Source organism: Streptomyces sp. NBC_01723, assembly GCF_036246005.1.
GTDB lineage: Bacteria > Actinomycetota > Actinomycetes > Streptomycetales > Streptomycetaceae > Streptomyces.
In genome coordinates this window covers 970,256-991,884 of sequence record NZ_CP109171.1, presented here as the reverse complement: position 1 = coordinate 991,884, position 21,629 = coordinate 970,256, and the positions used below count along the sequence as shown (strand labels likewise).

The following is a 21,629-nucleotide window of genomic DNA, read 5'->3' as shown; positions in this document are numbered from 1 at the left end:
GTTACTTGCCCACTTTAGCGGCGAACGCGGCTTTTCCCGTCACCGGACACCGAAGAAGCTGTCACCAGAGACCAGAGAAGGCTGATCATGGCCCCAGCACCCTCGTCTACGACCAGCGCCGTCACTCTGCACATCAACGGCGAGAAGCACCAGCTGACCGTCGACCATCGCACCACCCTGCTCGACGCCCTGCGCGAGCGGCTCGATCTCACCGGTACCAAAAAAGGCTGTGACCAGGGACAGTGCGGAGCCTGCACCGTCCTGGTCGACGGGCGCCGCGCCGTCTCCTGCCTGAATCTCGCCGTCGCCGCCGAGGGGCGCGAGATCACCACCATCGAGGGCATGGCCGAGGGCGACCGGCTGCACCCGGTGCAGCAGGCCTTCCTCGACCTCGACGGCTACCAGTGCGGCTACTGCACCCCGGGCCAGATCTGCTCGGCGATCGCCGTCATCGAGGAGCACGCGGCCGGCTGGCCCAGCGCCGCCACCGACGACGTACGCCCCGAGGCGGGGCCGCCACCCCTGACACCGGACGAGATCCGCGAACGGATGAGCGGCAACCTGTGCCGCTGCGGCGCCTACGTCTCCATCGTCCAGGCCGTCACGCGCGCCGCCGAGGCGCACGAGGCCGCGGCCCGCGACGACGACCACGCCCCGACCGCAGAGGGGGCGGCGGCATGAGGGAGTTCGGATACCAGCGCGCCGACGACGTCTCCGGCGCGGTGGCGCTGCTCGCCGCCGACCCGGACGCCCGCTTCCTCGGCGGCGGCACCAACCTCGTCGACCTGATGAAGACCGGCGTCGAACGCCCCGCCCGCCTCGTCGACGTCCGCGAACTCCCGCTGGACGGCATCGAACCGACCGCGGACGGCGGCCTGCGCGTCGGCGCCACCGTCACCAACAGCGACCTCGCCGCCCACCCCGAGGTGCGCCGCCGCTACCCCGCGCTGGCCCAGGCGGTGCTGGCCGGCGCCTCCGGTCAGCTGCGCAACATGGCCACCGTCGGCGGCAACCTGCTCCAGCGCACCCGCTGCGGCTACTTCGCCGACCCGAGCCGGCCCTGCAACAAGCGCGCCCCCGGCAGCGGTTGCCCCGCCGTCACGGGCGAGCACCACAACCACGCGATCCTCGGCGCCTCCGACCACTGCGTGGCCACCAACCCCTCCGACATGGGCGTGGCACTCGCGGCCTTCGACGCCGTCGTCACCTACGAGACCCTCGACGGCCCCGGCGAACTGCCGCTCGCCGACTTCTACCTCCCCGTCGGCGACACCCCCGACCGCGAGACCGCCCTGCCGCCCGGCGCGCTGATCACCGGCATCACGCTGCCGCCCGCCCCGGTCGCCGCCCACTCCCGCTACCGCAAGGTGCGCGAGCGTGCCTCGTACGCCTTCGCGATCGGCTCCGTCGCCGCCGCGCTCGACATCGAGGACGGCGTCGTGCGCGAGGCGCGGCTGGCCTTCGGCGCGGTGGCCTCACGCCCCTGGCGGGCGCACGCGGCCGAGGCCGTGCTGACCGGCGCGCCCGCCGACGGCGACACCTTCGCCGCCGCGGCCGACGCCGAACTCGCGGCCGCCAGGCCGCTGCCCGACAACGGATACAAGGTGACCCTCATGCGCAACCTCGTGGTGGCCGTGCTCACCGAACTCACCGAGGAGGCCGCCCGATGACCACCGCCACGACCGGCGGCCGTACGACGGTCAGGGGCGTCGTCGGCACCTCGCAGACCCGCGTCGAGGGCCGCGAGAAGGTCACCGGAGCGGCCCGCTACGCCGGTGAGATCCCCTTCGCCGACCTCGCGCACGGCTGGCTGGTGCTGTCCACCGTCACCCGCGGCCGCATTCGTGCGGTCGAGACCGAACCCGTGCTCGCCATGCCCGGCGTCCTCGCCGTCCTGCACCACGGCAACGCGCCGCGCCTCGAAACCGACTACGTCGGCCTGCTCGGCATCCCGCCGGACCCGACCGCCGCCGTCTTCCAGAACGACCGGGTGCCGCACCTCGGCTGGCCGGTCGCCCTCGTCGTCGCCGAGAACTCCGAGCAGGCCCGCGAGGCCGCCGAGGCCCTGGTCGTCGCCTACGACGAGGAACCCCACGACACCGTGCTCACCGGCGCCCACCCCGAGGCGTACCCGGCCGCCGGGGTGATGCCCGCCGAGACCGTGAAGGGCGACCTCGACGCCGGACTCGCCGCCTCCCCCGTCGTGGTGGACGAGGAGTACACCACCCCCGAAGAGCACCACAGCATGATGGAGCCGCACGCCGCCACGGCCCTGTGGGACGGCGGACGGCTGGAGGTCGTCGACTCCAACCAGGGCACCACCTGGATCCAGGGCGAACTGGCCAAGATGTTCTCCCTGGACGAGTCCGCGGTGCGGGTGCGCTCCGAGCACATCGGCGGGGGATTCGGCAGCAAGGGCCTGCGCGCCCACCAGGTGTCCGCCGTGATGGCCGCGACCGTCCTGCAGCGCCCGGTGCGCGTCGTCATGACCCGGCGTCAGATGTTCTCCCTGGCCGGCTACCGTAGCCCCACCGCCCAGCGGGTCAGGCTCGGCGCCGACGCCGACGGACGGCTGCGCGCCCTGGACCACCGCTCGGTGAGCCAGACGTCCACCGTCTACGAGTTCGTCGAGCCCAGCGCCGGTGTGGCCCGGGTCATGTACGACGCCGAGGCGCACCGCACGGCCAACGAGGTGGTCCGCCTCGACGTGCCGTCCCCGACGTTCATGCGCGCGCCGGGCGAGGCACCGGGCTCCTTCGCGATCGAGTCGGCGCTCGACGAACTCGCCGAGCGCTGCGGCGTCGACCCGGTCGAACTGCGCCTGCGCAACGAACCCGAGACCGGGCCGGTCTCCGGACTGCCGTTCAGCAGCCGCAACCTGGAGGCGTGCTTCCGCGAGGGCGCCCGCCGCTTCGGCTGGGCCGAGCGGGACCCCCGCCCCGGCGTGCGCCGCGACGGGCGCTGGCTGCTGGGCACGGGCACGGCCGCGGCCTCCTTCGGCGCGGGCGCGGCACCCTCCACGGCGCTCCTCACCGCCGAGGCCGACGGCGGCTTCACGGTACGGATCTCCGCCGCCGACATCGGCACCGGCGCCCGTACCGCGCTCACGATGATCGCCGCCGACGCGCTGGAGGTGGCGCCCGACCGGGTCCGCGTCCGGATCGGCGACAGCGACTTCGGACCCGCCATGATCGCGGGCGGTTCGATGGGCACCCGTTCCTGGGCCTGGGCGGTCACGGAGGCGGCCCGCGAACTGCGCGAGCGGCTGGCGCTGGGCACCACCGTCCCGCCCGAGGGCATCACCGTACGGTCCGACACCACCGCCGCCCTGGGCAGCCTCGCCCAGAAGGAACGGCACTCCTACGGCGCCCAGTTCGCCGAGGTCGCCGTGGACACCGCCACCGGCGAGGTGCGGGTGCGCCGCATGCTCGGCATCTTCGCGGCGGGCCGGATCGTCAACCCGCTCACCGCCCGCAACCAGCTGGTCGGGGGCATGATCTGGGGCGTCTCCATGGCCCTGCACGAAGAGGCGGTACGGGACCGCGCGAGCGGTGGCCTCTACGCCCCCGACCTCGCCGGCTACCACGTCGCCACGCACGCCGACATCGGCGACATCGACGCGGACTGGGTGGACGACTCCGACCCGGAGGACCCGGTGGGCATCAAGGGCGTCGGCGAGATCGGCATCGTGGGCGCGGCGGCGGCCGTCGCCAACGCCGTCCGGCACGCGACCGGCGTCCGCCACCGGCATCTGCCGATCCGGCCGGACCGCGTCCTGTCGGCGGCGACCGCGAGCGGGGGAGCGGCCGGCCCGGGCGGAGGAGCGGCGGATGCTTGACATCGCCGCCGAACTGAACCGCTGGCTCGACGAGGGCCGGGAGTTCGCCGTCGCCACGGTGGTCTCCGTGGGCGGCAGCGCACCGCGGGGCCCCGGCGCCGCCCTCGCCGTCGACAGCGAGGGCACGGCGATCGGATCGGTCTCCGGCGGCTGTGTGGAGGGCGCGGTGTACGAGCTGTGCTCCGACGCCCTGCGCAGCGGCGAGACCGTGCGGGAACGCTTCGGCTACAGCGACGAGGACGCCTTCGCGGTCGGGCTGACCTGCGGCGGGGTCATCGACATGATGGTCACTCCGGTCGGTGCGGACGCGCCGTCGCGGGAGCTGTTCCGGGCGGCGCTGGCGACCGCCGCCCGGGGCGGGACCGCCGCCCTCGCCCGGGTCGTCCAGGGCCCGTCCGACCTCCTGGGCCGGGCCCTGCTCGTCCACCCCGACGGCACGTACGAGGGCGGTCTGGGCGGTCACCCGGACCTGGACCGCACGGCGGCGGCCGAGGCCCGTGCCCTGCTGGACAGCGGCCGCACCGGCACGGTGGGCCTCTCGGAGGACGGCTCGCACTGCCCCGGTGGGCTCACCCTGCTCGTCGAGTCCAGCGTGCCGCCGCCCCGCATGATCGTCTTCGGGGCGATCGACTTCGCCGCGGCGCTCGTGCGGGCGGGGAAGTTCCTCGGATACCACGTCACCGTCTGCGACGCCCGGCCCGTCTTCGCCACGCCGGCGCGCTTCCCCGCGGCCGACGAGGTCGTCGTCGACTGGCCGCACCGCTACCTGCGGAGCACCTCCACCGACGCGCGGACCGTGCTGTGCGTGCTCACCCACGACGCCAAGTTCGACGTGCCCCTGCTGACCGAGGCACTGCGGCTGCCGGTCGCGTTCGTCGGCGCGATGGGCTCGCGCCGCACCCACCGGGACCGGGACCGGCGCCTGCGCGAGGCCGGACTGACCGAGGACGAGCTGTCCCGGCTCCGCTCACCGATCGGCCTGGACCTCGGCGCACGCACACCCGAGGAGACCGCGCTGTCCATCGCGGCGGAGATCGTCGCCGCCCGGCGCGGCGGTACGGGCGAACCCCTGACGGGCGGAGCGACCCCGATCCACCGGGACCTGACGGAAACGGCCGCCTGAGCCGAGCGGGCCGTCGCGCATGCCGGCCGGTGCCCGGAGCGATGACGTTCCCGACGTCATCGCACGGGCGCCGGTACCGGCCCGCGCCGCCCGGCCCCGGTGCCGGTGGCGGCGTCCGCACCGGGGATCCCGTGCTCGCCCAGCGGCCCCACCTCCAGCCCCGTCGCGCGGCAGTCCCGCACGAGGTCGGGCAGGGCGCCGAGCGCGGCCCGCCAGCTGTCCCGGGCAGAGGCGTGGTCGGTGTCGTGGAGGAGGATCGTGCCGCCCCCGCCCAGGTCCGCCGCGACGGTCGCCCGCACCGACGCGGGTGTGGCGTCCGACCGCCAGTCCTCGCCCCAGGCGGTCCACAGCACCGGCCGCAGCCCGGCCCGGCGGGCGGCGGCCCAGCGCCCCGAGCTGAGGATGCCGTACGGCGGGCGGTACCAGAACGGCGCCCGTCCCGCGGCCTCGCCCACCACATGGGCGGCCCGCAGCAGCTCGCGCGCGTCCCGCCCCGGCGACGGCAGCCAGGGACGGTCGTGGGCCCAGCCGTGGACCGCGAGTTCGTGCCCTCGCCGGGCCAGCTCCCGGGCCGTCGCCGGGTGGCGTACGACGTTCTCGCCGAGCAGGAAGAACGTGGCGCGCACCCCGAGGCCGTCCAGTACGTCGAGGAAGCGCGGTGTGGTCACCGGGTCGGGGCCGTCGTCGAAGGTGAGGGCTACGTGACCGGGGCGGCCCTGCCCCGCCAGGCCCGGGAACCGGCGCCGGCGCAGCTCCGGCAGCCAGGTCACGGCCGGACCGATGTGGGCCAGCGCGACGAGAGCGGGTGCGAGGGCGCAGACCGCCCGTCCGGTGTGAAACCCCTGACGCATCCCTGGTGCCTCCCGTCCGCTCGGCCCGACTCATGCCCCCCGGCGTCCCCCTTGCCGCCGCCCGGGCCCGTCCCGCGCGGCCGGCGCCGTGTCCCACGCCCCGTGGACCGACGGAGCCCGCGCCAGTCCGACACTGCCGAGGCCGATCAGCGCCACGCCGATCAGCTCGGGCAGCACCCGCACGCCGAGCACGATCTCCTCACCGAACAGACACCATCCGAGGGCGACGCTGGTCAGCGCGTCACCGAGGGTCAGGGCCGGTTGCGACGCGGCCAGCGTCCCCGCCCGCAGGGCGCTCTGCAACAGCAGGAAGCTGACCACACCCACCGCCGCGGTGGCGTACGGCGGCCACTGGGACAGCACCGCGCCCACCCCCTGGGGCAGCCGCCCCGTGACCTCCTTCAGCAGCGCCGCCGTACCGCCGAACCCCACCGCGGCCGCCGATCCGAACAGCGCGGCGCGGGGCGCGCCCCGCACCAGGCTGCCCGCCGAGGCGAGCGCCGTCACCAGGACGAACAGCGCCAGCCCCGCCCAGCCCCACCGGCCCTCGACGGCGGTGTCCTCACCGGCCGAGGGAGCCGCCGCGCCCAGGAACAGCGCGAGCCCCACGGCCAGGGCCACGAAGGCCACCCACGTCCGCGCGTCGGGACGCCGGTGGAAGACCACGCTGCCCACCATCAGGGTGAACAGCAGCTCGCTGGCCATCAGCGGCTGGACGACGGCCAGACTGCCCACCGCCAGCGCGGCCGCCTGCAGGACCGTCGTCACCGCCAGCAGCGCCGCGCCCGCCACCCAGTACCGGTCGCGCACCAGGCGCAGCAGGGAGCGCACCATCGTGTGTCGGGCGCCCGCCCGCTCCTCGTCCTGTGCCGCGGCCCGCCGTTGCAGGACCGACGCCGCAGCGTTGGCCAGCGCCGCGAACAGGGCAAGGACGACGGTGAGGACACTCACCGCCGCGCGTTCCCGCTCATCCGAACCGCGCCGCCAGACGCCGGTACACTCCCGGAGCGGCGCCCCGGACCCGGCACGGCAGCCGCAGCCAGGCCGGTACGTACACCTCGTCCCGGCCCCGCCGCACCGCGTCGCGCACCGCGTCGGCCACCCGCTCGGGGGGCACGGGGCGCGGCCTGGAGCGCCGGTAGGGAGCCCCGCGGCGCTCGAAGAACGGCGTGTCCACGACCCCGGGCACCACATGGGTGACGCCCACGCCGGTGCCCCGCAACTCGTAGCGCAGCGCGTCGGCGAAGGCGCCGATCGCGGCCTTGGCGGCGGAGTACACGGCCTCGTCGCGGACCGCCACGCTGCCGGCCAGCGAGCCGATGAGCACCACCCGGCCCGAGCCCGCGGCCACCATCCCCGGCAGCACCAGCCGTACCAGCCGCAGCGTGGCCAGCACGTTGATGTCGAGCACGTCGTCGACCGTGTGCGGGGGCATGTCCAGGAACTCCCCGGCCCAGCCCACCCCGGCACCCGCCACCAGCAGGTCCACGTGACCCACCGTGGCCAGGGCGAAGTCGGTCAGCTGCCGGTCGGCCCCGGGCAGGGTGAGGTCCGCGGCGAAGGCGGTGGCCGACGCGTCGTCGGCGACCTCCCGAAGCCGCACCGGGTCGCGCCCGGTGAGCACCAGCCGCCAGCCGCCGTCGTCCGCCAGCCGGCGGGCCACGGCCGCGCCGATGCCGGAGGACGCCCCCGTCACCAGCGCCGTCCGGGTCCGCGCGTCCGGGACGCCCGCGGGCTGCCGCCGGGTGTTCGCACGGTCCGCGTCGGGGGCGACGGCCCGCGGTCCGGGAGCGGACCGGGGACGGGAGAACGCATGGACCATGGGGGACCACCTTGGCTCGGGGCGGACACCGGAGGCGTGCGACCGGGCGGTCGGGCTCCGGCGGCCGGCCGGACGGGCGGTCACGGAGTATCCCTGTCAGCCCGCCCGAAACACACCCATGTGGGACGGTTTGGAACATGCCGGGTGGGCAACTTGGTCCGCCGTGCATCCTCGCAGTTCATCGGCCGGCCCCCCGACGGGCTTCCCGGCGTCCCGGCCGGCGGCACCGCCCACCGCGCCGGAGGGCAGCCGTCTGCTGGTGGTCAGCGCGAGCATGGGCGCCGGCCACGACACCGTCGCCGCCGAACTGGTCCGCCGCGCCCGCGAGCGCGGCGGGGACGCCCTGGTCGTCGACGTCCTCGCGCTCCTGCCCTACGGCCTCGGCGGCGCCCTGCGGCGCTTCTACCGCGGGTCGGTACGCCACTTCCCCTGGCTGTACGCCGCGATCCACCGCACCTTCCTGCGCCCCGGCGCAGGGCGCCGCCCCGGCGGCACGCCCCTGGCCCGGCTGGCCGGCGGCAGGCTGCGCGAGCTGGCCGAGCGGTCCGGCGCGGACGTGGTCGTTCCCGTGTTCCACCTCGGCGCCCAGCTGACCGGGCACCTGCGCGCCCGCGGTCTGCTGCCGGTGCCCAGCGTCGTCCTCGTGATCGACTTCGCCGTCCACCGGCAGTGGCTGCACCCCGGTAACGACCACTGCCTGTGTCTCACCGAGGACGCGGCACGCGAGGCGCGCGAGAGCACGGGCCGCCCCGCGGGGACCTGCGGCCCCGTGGTGGCCCCGGAGTTCTTCGCCGGGGCCACCGGCGCCGCCGGGTGGCGGGCGCTGTTCGACCGGCTCGGTCCCGGGCGGCCCCCCGTCGTGGTGTCCGCCGGTGCCTGGGGCGTCGGCTCCCACCTGGACGGCACCGTCCGGTTCCTCGCGGGCCACGGCTTCCTGCCGGTCGTGCTCTGCGGCGGCAACCAGCGGCTGCGCCGCACCCTGTCCGCCACCGCGGGCGTCGTCGCCCTGGGCTGGGTGACCGACATGCCCGGCCTGCTGCACGCCGCCGGCGCCCTGATCGACAACGCGGCCGGCCAGACGGCCGTACAGGCGCTCGCCGCCGGACTGCCGGTCGTGGGGTACCGCCCGATACCGGGCCACGGCGCGGACGGTGTCCGGCGGATGGCCGCGCTGGGCGTGTCGGAGGTCGCCGGGGACGAAACCGCGCTGCTCGGCGCGGTACGCCGGCTCACCGCCCCGGGCCCGGCCCGCCGCGAGCGGATCGCCGCCGGACGCGCGCTGTTCACGGACGACGCCCTGACCCGGGTGACCGACCTCGCCGCCGCCGTGCGCGCCCGCGGCTGAACCGTACGGACGCCGGCCTGTTTCCCCTCGCGGGCCGTGGGCACCCGGCCCCGAGCCGGAGGCGGCGAGAAGGAGGCGAGGACGTGCTGCTGGACGAGTTCCTCACCCGGGTGCGCGACCTCGGCGAGTACCACAGCGACGACGAGGCCGAGCAGGTCAGCAGGGCCGTTCTGTGGGTGCTCGCGTCCCGGGTCGAACCCGAGGAGGCGGCCGCACTCGCCGCCGCCCTGCCCGAGCCCCTGGACGACGTGCTGCGCCCCGAGCGCGGACGGCCCGAGTCCTTCGGACGCGACGAGTTCTTGCGGCGGGTGGCCCAGCAGACCGGCGCCCGGCCGCGCACCGCGGAATGGGACGCGGGCGCCGTGCTTGCGACCCTGACCGAATCGATGCCCCGCGAGCGGGTCGATCAGCTCCTGGCCCAGCTGCCGCCGGACTGCGCCGACCTCGTGGGCGGCCCGGGGCGGGCGCCGCGCTGAACCCCCGGCCGTGGCGACCCGGGTGCGAGGGTCAGTCGCGGTCCGCGCGCTCGGCCCGCTCGGCGTGCAGCTTCTTCACCCGGGCCGTCTCCTTGCGGACGTCGGCCTGGACGGCCTGCTCCCGCTCCAGCCACTCCGGGCGTTCCTGCTTCAGCGTCTCGATCTGCTCCGTGGTGAGCGGCTCCGACACTCCGCCCCGGTGCAGGCCCGCGATGGACACCCCGAGCTTGGCCGCCACCACCGGCCGCGGGTGCGGGCCGTCGCGCCGCAGGTCACGCAGCCACGCGGGCGGTTCGGTCTGGAGCGCGTTCAGCTCGGCGCGCGTGACGACGCCCTCCCGGAACTCCGCGGGTGTGGCTTCGAGGTACACACCCAGCTTCTTCGCCGCGGTCGCGGGCTTCATGGACTGGGTGTTCTGGTGCGACGTCATGCCGTCAAGGGTATCGAGCATGTGAGCGGCCCCCGACCACGCCCGGTAACCTGGCCGGGTGACAGGCTCGGAAGATCGCCCCTCGTTCCGGCTCGCGTACGTCCCGGGGGTGACGCCCGACAAGTGGGCGCGCATCTGGAACGAGCGGCTGCCGGACGTCCCGCTGTCCCTGACCCAGGTCCCCGCGGCCGGCGCCGACGGCGTCCTGCTGGACGGTGACGCCGACGCCGGACTGGTGCGGCTGCCCGTCGACCGGTCCCGCCTCAGCGCCATCCCCCTCTACACCGAGACCACGGTCGTGGTGATCCCCAAGGACCACCTCGTCACCGCGGCCGACGAGGTGACCGCCGAGGACCTCGCCGACGAGATCGTGCTGCACCCCCTGGACGACGTCCTCGGGTGGGAGGAGCGGCCGCCGGGCCGCCCCGCGCTCGAGCGTCCGGCCACCACCGCGGACGCCGTCGAGCTGGTGGCGGCCGGGATCGGCGTGCTGCTGATGCCCCTGTCGCTGGCCCGGCTGCACCACCGCAAGGACCTCACGTACCGGACGGTCACCGACGCCCCCCAGTCGGGCGTGGCGCTGTCCTGGCCGGAGGACGCGCACACGGACCGCGTCGAGGACTTCATCGGCATCGTCCGCGGCCGGACCGTCAACAGCACCCGGGGCCGGCAGCCCGACCCGGCGCCCGCCGGACGGAAGCCGGCGGCCGGCACGCAGCAGTCCGGCATGCGGCAGAGCGGGAAGCAGCAGTCCGGCAAGCAGCAGTCCGGCAAGCAGCAGACCGGCGGAGCCCGGCGCGGCGGCGGTAGCCCGCGCAAGAAGAGCGGCAGCGGCGGCGGGCGCGGCAAGCCTCGCCGCCGCTGAACCGCCGGACCTCCGAACGCGTCAGCGGACCGTCGGACTCGGCGTCGGCGCCGAGGTGTTGACGTCCAGCCCGGGGGGCTGGGTGAGGGACAGCACCGGCTCACCCGGCTGCGGCGCGGGCGGTGTCAGCTGCACCTTGGGCAGGCTCGGAGGCGCCGTCTGCTGGAAGTTGACCTGGTCGAAGTTGACCAGCCCGGTCTTCTCCAGCACGGTGATGTGGTCCAGGACGGTGTCGTTGGCCTGATCCGCCAGCTGCCGCACCAGGGAGTTCTTGGTGTTGGCGCGGATCTTGGCGATGGCCGGGAAGATCTGGCCGTGCGTGATGCGCATGATGTTCACCGCGGTGGTGTCGAACTGCTTGCCCGTGGTCCCGTCCACGGTCGACACGAACTGCTGCTGCTGCGGGGACGCCAGGTTGGGCAGGGTGATGCCCAGCTCGGGAGCGATCTTGCGGCAGGTCGCGTCGAGCCGGGAGTGCCCGACGACCAGGTGCTCGCCGGCCTCCTTCATCTCCGGTGTCGTCCCCCGCTCGATCGCCATCAGCCCCAGCGGGTGCTCCCACAGCCCCGCGGCACGCACCTTGACCACGAAGTCCCGGTCCTGCTCCGTGAGCGGCCCGTACCGCGTGTTGGTGATGATCCTGGCCTGGTCACTGCCCGTGTTCTGCACCCCGAGCATGGTCGGGTAGGCGAGGGCGGTGAGGGTGAGGACCAGGGCACCGGCCACGAAGGCCGTCCCTGCCGTGGTGCGCGTGATGCGCATCGTGCCTCCTGGGGCGAAAACAGGCTCGGACACCAGGAGGTACGGATACGGGCCGTGCTCTGATCACCTCTCCGGGTAAAAACTTGCCCGCGCCGGTCCCGCGAGCCAGTCGTACGCCGCCCGCGCGGTGAACGCGTCCTGGCCCCCGCGCACCAGCAGTCCGGCGGTGGCGAACTCGGGCGCGTCCGCCTGCGCCGCGACGTACGGCACCGCGATGCAGCGCATCCCCGCCGCGTGCGCGGCGGCGGCCCCGGGAGCGGCGTCCTCCAGGACCACGCACTCGGCCGGGTCCGCACCGATCCTGCGGGCGGCCTCCAGGAAGACGTCGGGGGCCGGTTTGCCCCGCGCCACCTCGTCGGCCGAGACGACGGTGCGCAGGTGCGCGTCCAGGCCGGTGCGGGCCAGGATCGCCCCGATGGCCTCGGGCGACGACCCGGAGGCGACCGCCAGCGGGACGCCCTCGGCGGCCAGCCGCTCGACCAGCCTCCGCATCTCGGGGTACGCACGGGCCGAGGTGCGGGCCAGCTCCAGGTAGTGACGGTTCTTGACGGCGAGCAGCTCCGCCACGGGTGCCGTCAGCGCGTACCGCCGCTTCCAGTCGGCGACCGTCTCCTGTGTGCTGATGCCCACGTACGTCTCGTGGTCCGCCCAGGTGAAGTCCGGGACGCCGTACTCGGCGAGGGTCAGCCGACCCGCTTCGTAGTAGTTCGGCTCGCTGTCCACGAGCGTTCCGTCGAGATCGAAGATGACCGAGATGTCGCCGAGAGTGCTCATGCGCTCCAGGATGCCAAGGATCACTTCCGGGCCGAGCGCCCGATCGACTCCACCAGGGGCAGCAGCCGGTGCGTGACGCGTTCGCGGAGCACCACCTCGCTGCGGGTGCGGACCACCCCGGGCAGGCTGATCAGCTTCTGGACCACGTCCTCCAGGTGCGCGTTGTCGCGGGCCACGACCCGGGTCAGCAGGTCCCCGCCGCCCGTGATGGAGAAGGCCTCCACGATCTCGGGCACGGCCGCCAGCGCCTCGCCCACCTCGTCGAGGTGGCCCTGGGTGACCTCGATGTGCACGAACGCGAGCACCGGGTGGCCCAGCGCGGCGGGGGAGAGGGATGGCGCGGTACCGGTGATCACGCCCTCGCGCTCCAGCCGGTCGAGCCGGGCCTGCAGTGTGCCGCGGGCGATGCCGAGGAGCCGGGCGTACTCGCGCACGCTGGTGCCCGGCTGTTCGAGGAGCAGTCGCAGGATGCGGGTGTCGAGCGCGTCGACGGCCATGACGGGCCGGGTCCTCCTTCGTCGGCCATTGGCTCTCGAGTGGCCGGGTGAATGCCACGACGACTGTACCAATGGTCCAGTTCGAAAGCGCCCGGTTGAGCCAGTGGCGGCAGGGATGCTCCTATAGGAGGGTCGATGGCGCTGCGGATCCCGCGGCGCCTTTTTCATGCCAGAACGTTCGGCCGGTGCGAGGGGGCGGTAAGCAGTGCTGAAGAAGGTGTTCATGAGCCCGGACCCGGGGCGGGCGCGGCTGCGGTTCGCCGCGCGCGCCGTCCTCGGCATCGGGGCGGCCGTCGTCGTGTGCGGGCTGGCCGGCGTCTCGCTGGTGGGCGCCGTCATCGGCGGGCTCGCGGCGCTGCTGGCGCTGTTCACCGTCACCGACGCGACCGTCCGCGGACAGGCCGTCACCACCGCGCTGCTGCCGTTGGCCGGACTGCCGGTGCTCGCCGCCGCGGCGGCTCTGCACGACCTCCCCGTGGCCCGCGACCTCACCTTCCTCGCCGTCGTCGGCGCGGGCGTCTACGCCCGGCGCTGGGGCCCGCGCGGGCACAGCCTCGGCGTGTTCGCGTTCATGACCTTCTTCATCGCCCAGTTCCTGCGGGCGACCACGGACCGGCTGCCCGAGATGTTCACCGCCGTCCTGCTGTCCGTGGCGACCGCCGCGGCGGTCCGCTTCGGCGTGTGGTGCTACGAGCGCCGCCGTCCCGCGCCCGCCGTCCCCGCGCCGCCCGGCGGCACCGGACTCGCCCGGATCACCACCCGCCAGGCTGTCCAGGCCACCGCGGGAGCGGGCTTCGCGCTGGTCGTGGGCCAGCTGGTGTCGGGCGAACGCTGGTACTGGGCGGTCGGCGCCGCCTGGTGGGTGTTCGTCAACACCACCTCGCGCGGCGAGACCGTGGTCCGCGGCTTCCGCCGGGTCCTCGGCACCGTCGTCGGCATCGGCCTGGGCTTCCTGGTCGCCTTCCCGCTGGCCGGTTCCGTGGTGCCCACCGCCGTACTCGCCGCCGCATGCGTCTTCGGGATCTTCTACACCGCGGCCGTCTCCTACACCTGGATGATGCTCTGCGTGACGCTCCTCGCCGAGCTGCTCTACGGCCTCCTGGGCGTCCTCAGCCCCGGCCTGCTCGCCCTGCGGATCGCCGAGACCGGCGTCGGTGCGCTCGGCGCCGTACTCGCCGTGCTCTTCCTCCTGCCGGTCACCACCCACGCCGTCACCGACGCCTGGATCCAGCGCGCCCTGCGCTGCGTGCACGCCTGCACCGCCGAGGCCGCCGCCCGGCTCGCCGGAACCGAGGGCGCCGACCCCGCGCCGCGCGTGGCCGAACTGGAGCAGCTGCTCGGCCGGGTCCGGCTGTCGGTCGCCCCGCTCGTGCACCCGCTGAACCCGATGTCCGGCCGCAAACGGCGCGCCCGGCGCGTGCTCGACCTGCTCGACGACTGCGCCCGGGAGATCCGCGGCCTGGTCGCCGTCGCCGCCGACCCGGAGGCCTCGCACGACGCCCGGCTGGCAGCCGCCTGCTGGCGGGTCGAGACCGCGGTGGAGGCGCTCACCGGCGGGGGTGACGTCCCCGTCCACGCGGGTGGACCGCGCGCCGTCGAACCGGCGCTGGCGCACCTCCACGACCTGGAGCGCGCCCTCGCCGAACTCGCCGCGCCCCTGCGCGCCCCCTCCGGGTCCCCGCTGGTCGGCGCCTGAGTCGTCGGGCGCCACGCCACTCGTTTGGTCTAGACCGCATGTGATCGACTGCTACCGTCGCTCCGGGGCGGACGACCGGTCGGCACCGACCCGCGCGGGACGGCGTGTGACGAGTGACGCAGGACGAGAGGGGCAGCGGTGGCGGACGGTGGCAGGCGGCAGCGGCGGGCGTACATCGGGTCGTTCACGGCGGCCGGCGGCCCCGGCATCCTGACGGCGGACGTCGACCCCGACAGCGGCGCGCTCACCGTCGTGAGCGGCACGGACCGGCTGCCCGACCCGTCCTACCTCGCCCTGGCCCCCGACGGAGCCATGCTCTACGCCGTCAGCGAGACGGCCGAGGGCGCGGTGGCCGCCTACCGCGTGAACGGGGACAAGCCCGAGCCCGCCGGGCGCCCGGTACCCGTGGGCGGCGACGGGCCGACCCACCTCAGCCTGTACGACGGTCACGTGCTCACCGCCAACTACGGCTCGGGCACCGTCTCCGCCGTGCCGGTCCGCTCCGACGGCAGCCTCGCCCGGTCCGCGTCCGGCGTCCTGCGCCACACCGGTTCCGGCCCCCATGCCCAGCGGCAGCAGGCGCCGCACGCGCACCAGGTGCGGCCCGATCCGAGCGGGCGGTGGGCGGTCAGCGTGGACCTGGGCACCGACTCGGTCCGGGTCTGCACCCTGACGGACGGAGCCCCGGCCGTGCACCGGGAGACCGCGCTGCGCCCCGGCTCGGGCCCGCGCCACCTGGCCTTCCATCCGGACGGCAGCCGGGTCTACGTGCTCAACGAACTGGCACCCACCGTCACCGTCTGCCGCTGGGACGCGGCCGAGGGCATCCTCCAGCCGCTCACCGAGGTGCCGGTGCTGCCCGGGGCACCGGCCGGGGACGCCTACCCGTCCGGCGTCGTGGTCTCGTCCGACGGCCGATTCGTCTGGACCGCCACCCGCGGCGAGGACGTCCTGTCCGTCCTCGCCGTGGAGCCGGACGGACTGCGCCTGACCGCGACCGTGCCCTGCGGCGGGCACTGGCCCCGGGAGATCACCGAGTCGGGCGGCTTCCTGTACGCCGCCAACGAGCGCTCCGGAGACGTGACCTGGTTCGCCCTCGACCCGGACACCGGCGTGCCCCGCCGGGCCGGCTCACTCGCGGTGCCGGCGGCGTCCTGCGTGGTCTTCGGCTGACGTCGCGCGGGGTCCACGGCCGATTGCCGTGGGCCCTCTTCGCCACACGGCACGACAGAGGGCCCGCTCCCGTACCGGAGCGGGCCCTTCGGCTCCCCTGAGGTGCCGTGTCGCCGTGCCTCGTGCCGCCCGCGACCGCGTGCGCGCGGGCGTCCGCGCGTCAGCGGACCGGAGTGCCCTGCGGCTGCTGCGGCGAGATGCCGAGCGCCGTCGTGTACTTGGCCAGCGCCAGCTTGCCGATCGCCGGGTACGGGCCGAGCGGCTCGGCGGTGGAACAGTCCGCCTCCTTGGCGGCCGCCACCAGCACGGACGCCTCGATCTCGGGGCCGATCAGGTAGGGCGCGAGCGCCAGCTGCTGGGAGCCCGAGGAGCGCAGCTGCTCGGCCACGGACGCGATCGAGCCCTCCTCGTCCAGCGCGGCGGCGATCACCGGAACGGCGAGGCGCGCGGCGAGCAGCATGCCGGTGATCCCGGCCGCCTGGACCGCCTCGTCACCGCCCACGGACGCCAGGATGATGCCGTCCGCGGCGGTCGCCACGGTGAACAGCCGGGCGCGGTCGGCGCGGGCCAGACCGGCCTCGGAGAGCCGGACGTGCAGGGCCTCGGCCAGCAGCGGGTGCGGGCCGAGCACGTCGGTCAGCTCGGCCGCGACCCTGCTGTCCATGACGGCCTGCCGGATCCGGCGCAGCAGCGCGTTGTCCGGACCCGCGAGCAGCGGCACGACGACGGCGACGGGGCCGTCGGGCTCCTTCACCTCCAGGCCGGCGGCGCGCGCCTGCTCGAAGCGGGCGGTGCGCTCCTCGGCGGCGCTCACGAGCACGGCCGACAGCGAGGGGAACTCGGCGTCGTCCCCTTCGAGGTGGCCGACCCGGGCGTCGAGGCCGGGGAGCTCGGAGCGGGCGATGCTGATGACCTCGTCGGCGAGGCCCCGGGTGGCGCTACTGGGCGTGCCCGGGACCGCGAGGACAAGCGCGGGCGCGCCCTCGGGCGCCACCAGGGGTTCGGGGCGGCGGTGCCGTCCCGGCTGGCGGGGGCGCGGCATTCGTACTGGCAGGCCGGACGCGGGCCCAGTGGGGGAGCTCATGGCGCCGCATGTTACTGGTTTCCGGGGTTTCCCTGTTCGGGGAGGGTGCAGGTGAGCGGTATCCGTCCTGTTTTGTCTGATGAGTGATGTACGGATCGGCCGACATCGGCACGATTCACCTCTCCGGCGGACCGGTTATCGGCCTTCCGTCACGGACGTCACCCACAGCATCGCGTCATCACCCGGGAGGGTGAGCGTGCCGGTCGCCAGGTCGGTGGCGATGCGGACCGAGCCGTCCAGGGGATCACCCTCCGCGGCCGTCCGCCGTGCCTGCGGCAGCCGCTTCGCCAGCTCCTCCTCCAGCGGTGCGACGAGCGGGTCGCCCAGCTTCAGCAGGCCGCCGGTGACCGCGAGGCGGGGCTCGCCGTCGCGGGGGCAGACCGCGGCTGCCGAGTCGGCCATGTGCCGTGCCGCGGCGCGCAGGATCTCGGCGGCCACGGGGTCGCCGGGCGCGCAGGCGGCCACGTCGGGAGCGAAGGAGGCGAGGACGGCGGGGCGGTCGGTCCGCGGATACAGCTGCCCGGGGATGCCCGCCGCCGGGCCGAAGCGCTCCCGGGCCCGGGCCAGCAGCGGCGCCGAGCCGCCCTCCCGCCCGTCGTGGGCGCGCAGCGCGGCCTCCAGACCGGCCCGCCCGATCCACGCGCCGCCCCCGCAGTCGCCCAGCAGATGCCCCCAGCCGTCCGCCCGGTGCCAGCGGGCCAGGTCGGTGCCCGTCGCGATCAGTCCGGTCCCGGCGGCCACCACCGCTCCGGGCCGGGGGCCGAGGGCGCCGACGTAGGCGGTCACGGCGTCGGCGACCAGCGCGACCCTCCGGGCTCCCAGCTCCCAGGCGAGCGCGCCCGGCAGTTCGGCGCGCAGCGCGTCGCCCAGGGTGGCCAGCCCGGCGGCCCCGACGACGACGGTGCCGAACCGGCCCACCCGGATCTCTGCGGTCAATGCCCGAACCATGGGCAGCAGTTGCCCCATCAGGTGCTCCGGGTCGATGCCACGGGGCCCGGTGCGCACGGGCTCCCGCGACGCGCGGTGCCCGAGCGGGCCGCGTCCGTCGGTACCGGCGGTGCCCACGACCACGCGCAGCCCCGAGCCGCCGGAGTCCACGGCCAGGAAGCCGCCGCTCACGGCAGCCGCCAGTCGACCGGCTGGCCCCCCAGCCGCACCAGCAGGTCGTTGGCCCGGCTGAACGGGCGGGAGCCGAAGAACCCGCGGTCGGCCGACATCGGGGACGGGTGCGCGGACTCCAGTGCCGGCAGATCGCCGAGCAGCGGCCGCAGGTTGCGGGCGTCGCGGCCCCACAGGATGGACACCATCGGCTTGCCGCGTGCCGCCAGGGCGCGTATCGCCTGCTCGGTGACCTCCTCCCAGCCCTTGCCGCGGTGGGCGGCGGGCTTGCGCGGGGCGGTGGTCAGTGCCCTGTTGAGCAGCAGCACGCCCTGCCGGGTCCACGGGGTCAGGTCGCCGTTGGAGGGCTGCGGCAGGTTCAGGTCGGTGTTCAGCTCCCGGAAGATGTTGAGGAGGCTGCCGGGCAGCGGACGCACCTCGGGCGCGACCGAGAACGACAGCCCCACGGCGTGCCCCGGGGTGGGATACGGGTCCTGTCCGACGATCAGTACCCGGACGTCGTCGAAGGGCTGCTGGAAGGCCCGCAGGACGTTGGCTCCGGCCGGGAGGTAGGTGCGTCCGGCGGCGATCTCCCCGCGCAGGAAGTCACCCATCGAGGTGATCCGCCCGGCGACGGGTTCCAGTGCCTTCGCCCAGCCCGCTTCGACGATTTCATTCAAGGGTCGTGGTGCCACGGGCGTCACCCTACTGCCGTGCGGGTGACGCCGATCAAGCGGTGGCCAAGGCCGGATCCCCCCGCCCGGTTCACGCCAGGACCGCGGCCCGCACGCACAGCACGTCCGGCAGGTGGGAGGCCAACTGCCGCCAGCTGTCGCCGTCGTCGGCCGACGCGAACACCTCGCCGTTGCGATTGCCGAAGTACACGCCCGCGCGGTCCGCGTCGTCCGTGCACAGCGCGTCGCGCAGCACCGTGCCGTAGTGGTCCTCCCGGGGCAGGCCCGCCGACAGCGGCTCCCAGCTCTTGCCCGCGTCCGCGGTGCGGAAGACCCGGCACCGGTGGTCCGCGGGCACCCGGTCGGCGTCGGCGTTGATCGGGAAGACGTACGCCGTGTCGCCGCGGTGCGGGTGGGCCGCCACGGCGAACCCGAACGTGGACGGCAGCCCTTCGCCGATGTCCGTCCAGTGGGCGCCCGCGTCGTCGCTGCGGTACACCCCCCAGTGGTTTTGCAGGTACAGGCGGTCCGGGTCGGCCGCGTCCCGCGCGACCTTGTGCACGCACTGGCCGAACTCCGGGTCGGGGTCCGGCAGGAAGACCGCGGAGACACCGGAGTTGGACGGCGCCCAGGTCGCGCCGCCGTCGGTGGTGCGGAACACGCCCGCGGTCGACACGGCGACCGTCACCGAGCCGGGGTCCCGCCGGTCGGTGAGGACGGTGTGCAGCCCCTCCCCGCCGCCGCCCGGCACCCACTGGGACCGCGTGGGGTGCTCCCACAGGGGCCGGACCAGCTCGAAGCTCTCGCCGCGGTCCTCAGAGCGGTACAGCGCGGCCGGTTCCGTGCCCGCGTAGACCACGTCCGGCTCGGCGGCGGCCGGGTGCAGCTGCCACACCCGCTCCAGTGAGGCTCCGGTGTCCTTGGGGAACTTGACGGCCGGAGCGCTCGGTTCGGTCCAGGTGCGGCCCAGGTCGTCGGAGTGGAACACCGACGGGCCCCAGTGCGCGCTGTCGCCGCCCGCCAGCAGGCGTGGGGTGTCGCCGCGGATGTCCAGGGCGACCGAGTAGACGGCCTGGGCGTTGAAGTACGGACTCTCGTCGAACTCCCAGGTGCCACCCCGCCGGCGCCCGATGAACAGGCCCTTGCGGGTGCCCACGGCGAGCAGTACCTCGGTCATGCCGATCACCTCCGCGGCGTCCTCGTCGACGCCTTTGTCTCGGACACGGGCCAGTCTGCACCCAGCCACTGACAGTCACCTCTGGATTCGGCGTCGTCGCAGGTCGGCGCGGTGATGCGGCATGCTCGCGGAGCCGGGGGAGGGGCGGCACGGGGCCGGAACCCCGACCCCGCCCGGTCAGTCCGCCGTCGGCAGCGCCCGCGCCAGGATGCCGCCGAGGTCGGCCGTGGACGGCAGGGTGCCGAAGGCGTGCCCCCAGTCGCCGCCGAGCCGCGTCGCGCAGAAGGCGTCGGCGACGGCGGGCGGCGCGTGCCGGACCAGGAGGGACCCCTGGAGGGTGAGGGCCATCAGCTCCACCAGCCGGCGGGCACCGGTCTCGGACGCCTCGGTCAGCCCCGTCTCCAGCCGGGCCACGGCGGCGTCCAGGCGGGCGTCCGCCCCGCGTGCGAGGGCGAGTTCCGCGAAGAGGGCGTGCGCGGTCGCCGGGGAGCGGCCCAGCGCGCGCAGGACGTCGAGGGCGTTGACGTTCCCCGAGCCCTCCCAGATCGACAGCAGCGGGGCCTCGCGGTAGTGGCGGGGCATGCCCGACTCCTCCACGTAGCCGTTGCCGCCGAGGCACTCCAGGGCCTCCGCGGTGAACGCGGGGCCCCGCTTGGTCACCCAGTACTTGCCGACGGCGGTGGCGATCCGCCGGAAGGCCGTCTCGGCGGTGTCCCCGCGCACCGCCCGGTCCGCCGCCCCGGCCAGCCGCAGGGTGAGCGCCGTCGCGGCCTCGGACTCCAGCGCCAGGTCGGCCAGCACGTTGCGCATCAGCGGCTGGTCGACGAGCCGGGCGCCGAACGCGCTGCGGTGCCGTGCGTGGTGGCCGGCCTCGACCAGCGTCTTGCGCATCAGCGTCGCCGAGGACATCACGCAGTCCAGCCGGGTGCAGTTGACCATCTCGATGATCGTCTTGACGCCCTGCCCCTCGGGTCCGACCAGCCAGGCGACGGTGCCGTCGAACTCGGGCTCGGACGAGGCGTTGGACCGGTTGCCGAGCTTGTCCTTCAGCCGCTGGATGCGGAAGGTGTTGCGGGTGCCGTCCGGCAGCACGCGCGGCACCAGGAAGCAGGACAGGCCCCCCTGCCCCCTGCCGGGTGCCACCTGGGCCAGCACCAGGAACACGTCGCACATCGGCGCCGACGTGAACCACTTGTGCCCGCGCAGCGTGTACACGCCCGGCTCGGCGGTCGGGGTGGCCGTCGTGGTGTTCGTGCGGACGTCCGAGCCGCCCTGCTTCTCGGTCATGCCCATCCCGGCCAGCAGGCCGCGCTTCTCCGTGGGCGTCCGCAGCCCCGGTTCGTACTCCCGGCCGGTCAGCAGCGGCTCGTAGACCTTGGCCAGCTCCGGGGTGCCGCGCAGCGCCGGGACGGCCGCGTAGGTCATCGACGTCGGGCACCCGTGCCCCGCCTCCGTGTGGCCCCACACCAGTCCGCCCGCGGTGCGCGCGACATGGGCGCCCGGCCGGTCGTCCGCCCAGGGCGCACCCGCCAGGCCCTCCCCGACGGCCACCCGCAGCAGGTGGTGCCAGCTCGGGTGGTATTCCACCTCGTCGACCCGGTTGCCGTACCGGTCGTGGGTGCGCAGTACGGGTTCGTGGCGGTTGGCCAGGTCGCCCCAGTCCTGCGCCTCCGCACTGCCGGCCCGCCGCCCGAGCCGGCGCAGCCCGTCCTCGGCCCATCCGGCGCCCTCCCGCCGCAGACCTTCCAGCAGCGCCGTGTCGTCCGAGGCGTCGTAGGGGGCCAGGGGAGGGGGCTGGTTGGTGACGTCGTGCGTGGCGTACCCCTCCGGGTGGCCCGCGGACTCCTCGTACTGCTCGTCAGGCTCCTGCGCGAGTGTCGTCATGACCCGAATGTTGCACTAGCGCTGCGACCGCAGCAATAGTGCAACACCTCGGGCGCACGT

The 21,629-nt window shown here is 75.0% G+C and carries 21 protein-coding genes; 9 read left to right on the top strand and 12 right to left on the bottom strand.

Going from position 1 to position 21,629, the window contains the following annotated elements; all coding sequences use genetic code 11:
• The first annotated feature begins 87 nt into the window (after window positions 1-87).
• The 4 genes from OIE75_RS04710 to OIE75_RS04695 are packed head-to-tail and all read left to right on the top strand — an operon-like array spanning window position 88 to window position 4,961.
• The gene (locus OIE75_RS04710; RefSeq protein WP_307009921.1) at window positions 88-681 is read left to right on the top strand and encodes a 2Fe-2S iron-sulfur cluster-binding protein; all 594 of its coding nucleotides are present in this window, start codon (window positions 88-90) and stop codon (window positions 679-681) included.
• Window positions 678-1,670: an FAD binding domain-containing protein gene (locus OIE75_RS04705; RefSeq protein WP_329469675.1), complete on the top strand. Its 993-nt coding sequence runs from the start codon at window positions 678-680 to the stop codon at window positions 1,668-1,670. Before OIE75_RS04710 ends, OIE75_RS04705 begins: the two co-directional genes overlap by 4 nt.
• Window positions 1,667-3,838, top strand: a complete 2,172-nt coding sequence (locus tag OIE75_RS04700; protein ID WP_329469674.1) for a xanthine dehydrogenase family protein molybdopterin-binding subunit — start codon at window positions 1,667-1,669, stop codon at window positions 3,836-3,838. Before OIE75_RS04705 ends, OIE75_RS04700 begins: the two co-directional genes overlap by 4 nt.
• Entirely contained in the window at window positions 3,831-4,961 is a 1,131-nt protein-coding gene (locus OIE75_RS04695; protein WP_329469672.1) for an XdhC/CoxI family protein, read from the top strand. The genes OIE75_RS04700 and OIE75_RS04695 overlap by 8 nt, the downstream gene beginning before the upstream one ends.
• Before the next feature lie 56 nt (window positions 4,962-5,017).
• Here OIE75_RS04695 and OIE75_RS04690 read toward each other — a convergent pair whose 3' ends face one another.
• The 3 genes from OIE75_RS04690 to OIE75_RS04680 are packed head-to-tail and all read right to left on the bottom strand — an operon-like array spanning window position 5,018 to window position 7,634.
• Complete coding sequence (locus OIE75_RS04690; protein ID WP_329469670.1) at window positions 5,018-5,812, bottom strand: polysaccharide deacetylase family protein; 795 nt, start codon at window positions 5,810-5,812, stop codon at window positions 5,018-5,020.
• A gap of 30 nt (window positions 5,813-5,842) precedes the next feature.
• Window positions 5,843-6,763 carry a DMT family transporter gene (locus OIE75_RS04685; RefSeq protein ID WP_329469668.1) on the bottom strand — a complete coding sequence of 307 codons (921 nt, stop codon included), beginning with the start codon at window positions 6,761-6,763 and terminating at the stop codon, window positions 5,843-5,845.
• 16 nt (window positions 6,764-6,779) lie between these two features.
• Window positions 6,780-7,634: an SDR family NAD(P)-dependent oxidoreductase gene (locus tag OIE75_RS04680; protein WP_329469666.1), complete on the bottom strand. Its 855-nt coding sequence runs from the start codon at window positions 7,632-7,634 to the stop codon at window positions 6,780-6,782.
• A gap of 274 nt (window positions 7,635-7,908) precedes the next feature.
• Here OIE75_RS04680 and OIE75_RS04675 point away from each other — a divergent pair, with 274 nt between their 5' ends.
• Window positions 7,909-8,979: an MGDG synthase family glycosyltransferase gene (locus OIE75_RS04675; protein WP_329473931.1), complete on the top strand. Its 1,071-nt coding sequence runs from the start codon at window positions 7,909-7,911 to the stop codon at window positions 8,977-8,979.
• 83 nt (window positions 8,980-9,062) lie between these two features.
• On the top strand, window positions 9,063-9,455 hold the full coding sequence (locus tag OIE75_RS04670; protein ID WP_329469665.1) for a DUF2267 domain-containing protein: 393 nt from the start codon (window positions 9,063-9,065) through the stop codon (window positions 9,453-9,455).
• A 31-nt stretch (window positions 9,456-9,486) separates the two neighbouring features.
• Here OIE75_RS04670 and OIE75_RS04665 read toward each other — a convergent pair whose 3' ends face one another.
• The gene (locus OIE75_RS04665; protein WP_307009909.1) at window positions 9,487-9,885 is read right to left on the bottom strand and encodes a DUF5997 family protein; all 399 of its coding nucleotides are present in this window, start codon (window positions 9,883-9,885) and stop codon (window positions 9,487-9,489) included.
• Between the two features lie 58 nt (window positions 9,886-9,943).
• Between OIE75_RS04665 and OIE75_RS04660 the strand changes: the two genes are divergently transcribed.
• Complete coding sequence (locus OIE75_RS04660; RefSeq protein WP_329469664.1) at window positions 9,944-10,750, top strand: LysR family transcriptional regulator substrate-binding protein; 807 nt, start codon at window positions 9,944-9,946, stop codon at window positions 10,748-10,750.
• Between the two features lie 21 nt (window positions 10,751-10,771).
• Here the strand turns inward: OIE75_RS04660 and OIE75_RS04655 are convergent, their stop codons facing one another.
• From OIE75_RS04655 to OIE75_RS04645, 3 genes are all read right to left on the bottom strand, one after another.
• Window positions 10,772-11,512, bottom strand: a complete 741-nt coding sequence (locus tag OIE75_RS04655) for a DUF4142 domain-containing protein (RefSeq protein ID WP_307009906.1) — start codon at window positions 11,510-11,512, stop codon at window positions 10,772-10,774.
• Between the two features lie 63 nt (window positions 11,513-11,575).
• Window positions 11,576-12,286 (bottom strand): HAD family hydrolase, encoded by a 711-nt coding sequence (locus OIE75_RS04650; protein WP_329469663.1) that lies wholly within the window; start codon window positions 12,284-12,286, stop codon window positions 11,576-11,578.
• Window positions 12,287-12,306: 20 nt separating this feature from the next.
• Window positions 12,307-12,783: an Lrp/AsnC family transcriptional regulator gene (locus tag OIE75_RS04645; RefSeq protein ID WP_125489566.1), complete on the bottom strand. Its 477-nt coding sequence runs from the start codon at window positions 12,781-12,783 to the stop codon at window positions 12,307-12,309.
• Between the two features lie 205 nt (window positions 12,784-12,988).
• Here OIE75_RS04645 and OIE75_RS04640 point away from each other — a divergent pair, with 205 nt between their 5' ends.
• Window positions 12,989-14,479: an FUSC family protein gene (locus tag OIE75_RS04640; protein ID WP_307009903.1), complete on the top strand. Its 1,491-nt coding sequence runs from the start codon at window positions 12,989-12,991 to the stop codon at window positions 14,477-14,479.
• 138 nt (window positions 14,480-14,617) lie between these two features.
• Window positions 14,618-15,652 carry a lactonase family protein gene (locus OIE75_RS04635; protein WP_329469661.1) on the top strand — a complete coding sequence of 345 codons (1,035 nt, stop codon included), beginning with the start codon at window positions 14,618-14,620 and terminating at the stop codon, window positions 15,650-15,652.
• Between the two features lie 160 nt (window positions 15,653-15,812).
• On the opposite strand, the gene OIE75_RS04630 is transcribed toward OIE75_RS04635, so the two are convergent.
• From OIE75_RS04630 to OIE75_RS04610, 5 genes are all read right to left on the bottom strand, one after another.
• Window positions 15,813-16,736 (bottom strand): sirohydrochlorin chelatase, encoded by a 924-nt coding sequence (locus tag OIE75_RS04630; protein WP_329469660.1) that lies wholly within the window; start codon window positions 16,734-16,736, stop codon window positions 15,813-15,815.
• 135 nt (window positions 16,737-16,871) lie between these two features.
• A complete protein-coding gene (locus tag OIE75_RS04625) occupies window positions 16,872-17,855 on the bottom strand; it encodes an N-acetylglucosamine kinase (protein ID WP_329469659.1) in 984 nt (327 codons plus the stop codon).
• Window positions 17,852-18,529: a uracil-DNA glycosylase gene (locus OIE75_RS04620; protein WP_122620777.1), complete on the bottom strand. Its 678-nt coding sequence runs from the start codon at window positions 18,527-18,529 to the stop codon at window positions 17,852-17,854. The genes OIE75_RS04625 and OIE75_RS04620 overlap by 4 nt, the downstream gene beginning before the upstream one ends.
• 70 nt (window positions 18,530-18,599) lie before the next feature.
• A complete protein-coding gene (locus tag OIE75_RS04615; protein WP_307009895.1) occupies window positions 18,600-19,754 on the bottom strand; it encodes a WD40/YVTN/BNR-like repeat-containing protein in 1,155 nt (384 codons plus the stop codon).
• Between the two features lie 108 nt (window positions 19,755-19,862).
• Window positions 19,863-21,569 (bottom strand): DNA alkylation response protein, encoded by a 1,707-nt coding sequence (locus OIE75_RS04610; RefSeq protein ID WP_329469658.1) that lies wholly within the window; start codon window positions 21,567-21,569, stop codon window positions 19,863-19,865.
• Window positions 21,570-21,629 lie beyond the last annotated feature (60 nt).

Excerpts from the sequence above, each read along its gene's own strand:
- OIE75_RS04610 (WP_329469658.1), bottom strand. The coding sequence starts at position 21,569 with ATGACGACACTCGCGCAGGAGCCTGACGAGCAGTACGAGGAGTCCGCG.
- OIE75_RS04690 (WP_329469670.1), bottom strand. The coding sequence starts at position 5,812 with ATGCGTCAGGGGTTTCACACCGGACGGGCGGTCTGCGCCCTCGCACCC.
- OIE75_RS04665 (WP_307009909.1), bottom strand. The coding sequence starts at position 9,885 with ATGACGTCGCACCAGAACACCCAGTCCATGAAGCCCGCGACCGCGGCG.
- OIE75_RS04680 (WP_329469666.1), bottom strand. The coding sequence starts at position 7,634 with ATGGTCCATGCGTTCTCCCGTCCCCGGTCCGCTCCCGGACCGCGGGCC.
- OIE75_RS04655 (WP_307009906.1), bottom strand. The coding sequence starts at position 11,512 with ATGCGCATCACGCGCACCACGGCAGGGACGGCCTTCGTGGCCGGTGCC.
- OIE75_RS04645 (WP_125489566.1), bottom strand. The coding sequence starts at position 12,783 with ATGGCCGTCGACGCGCTCGACACCCGCATCCTGCGACTGCTCCTCGAA.
- OIE75_RS04705 (WP_329469675.1), top strand. The coding sequence starts at position 678 with ATGAGGGAGTTCGGATACCAGCGCGCCGACGACGTCTCCGGCGCGGTG.
- OIE75_RS04675 (WP_329473931.1), top strand. The coding sequence starts at position 7,909 with ATGGGCGCCGGCCACGACACCGTCGCCGCCGAACTGGTCCGCCGCGCC.
- OIE75_RS04710 (WP_307009921.1), top strand. The coding sequence starts at position 88 with ATGGCCCCAGCACCCTCGTCTACGACCAGCGCCGTCACTCTGCACATC.
- OIE75_RS04650 (WP_329469663.1), bottom strand. The coding sequence starts at position 12,286 with ATGAGCACTCTCGGCGACATCTCGGTCATCTTCGATCTCGACGGAACG.
- OIE75_RS04695 (WP_329469672.1), top strand. The coding sequence starts at position 3,831 with ATGCTTGACATCGCCGCCGAACTGAACCGCTGGCTCGACGAGGGCCGG.
- OIE75_RS04630 (WP_329469660.1), bottom strand. The coding sequence starts at position 16,736 with ATGAGCTCCCCCACTGGGCCCGCGTCCGGCCTGCCAGTACGAATGCCG.
- OIE75_RS04700 (WP_329469674.1), top strand. The coding sequence starts at position 1,667 with ATGACCACCGCCACGACCGGCGGCCGTACGACGGTCAGGGGCGTCGTC.